The sequence below is a fragment of the Streptomyces sparsus genome (genome assembly GCF_054776295.1).
On record NZ_BAAHCA010001476.1, the window covers coordinates 1 to 806 of the forward strand.

Below are 806 nucleotides of genomic sequence, written 5' to 3' on the forward strand. Positions count from 1 at the left end.
ACCGGACCGGTCAGCGTCGCGAGGGCGTGCGGGCGACCAGGGCGGAGAGGTCGACGGAGTCGGCCACCGCGCGCAGCCCGGCGTCACCAGGGTGGAGGTGGTCGCCGCTGTCGTAGTGCGGCAGCAGCCGTTGCGGGGCGGCCGGGTCGCGCAGCGCGGCGTCGAAGTCGAGCACCGCGTCGAAGGTGCCGCCGTGGTCCCGCACGAAGGCGTTGACCGCCTGGCGCCGGCGCTCCACCTCGGGTGAGCAGTCCGGCCACCCGCCGCAGGGCGCCACGGTCGCCGCGACCACGCGCAGCCCGCGCTGCCTGGAACGCTCGGCCAGGGACCGCAGGCCGTCGATGACGTTCTGCGCGGGATAGCCCCAGCGCACGTCGTTGATGCCTTCGAACAGCACGACCGTGCGCACCCCGGTCTGCCCCAGCACGTCGCGGTCCAGCCGGTGCTCGGCGCTGACCCCGCCGGTGTCCCCGCTGACCCCGTCGCCGTCGTACCGGTCGGACACCACCCGGTTCGCCGAGATGCCGTGGTTCAGCACCCCGTACCGGGGCACGCCCTGCCGTCCGGCGCGCTGGAGGCGGCGGGCCAGCACGTCCGGCCAGCGCCGGTTGGTGCCCGGCGTGGAGGCGACACCGTCGGTGATGGAGTCCCCCAGCGCGACCACCGAGCCGGGCCCGCCCCTGACGTCGACCCCGGTCAGGAAGGGCCAGCCGCGCAGCTCGGGCCGGAACCCCGCACCCCCCGGCTGCCCGGTGCGGTCGCCCGCTCCGTCGGCGCTGGCGTAGGAGCGCTGCACGGCCTCGCTG

At 76.4% G+C, this 806-nt stretch carries 1 protein-coding gene; it reads right to left on the reverse strand.

Features of this window, described 5'->3' with window-relative positions:
- Positions 1-10 precede the first annotated feature (10 nt).
- On the reverse strand, positions 11-806 hold a 796-nt coding region (locus ACYVE9_RS29125), incomplete at its 5' end, for an SGNH/GDSL hydrolase family protein (RefSeq protein WP_461030874.1).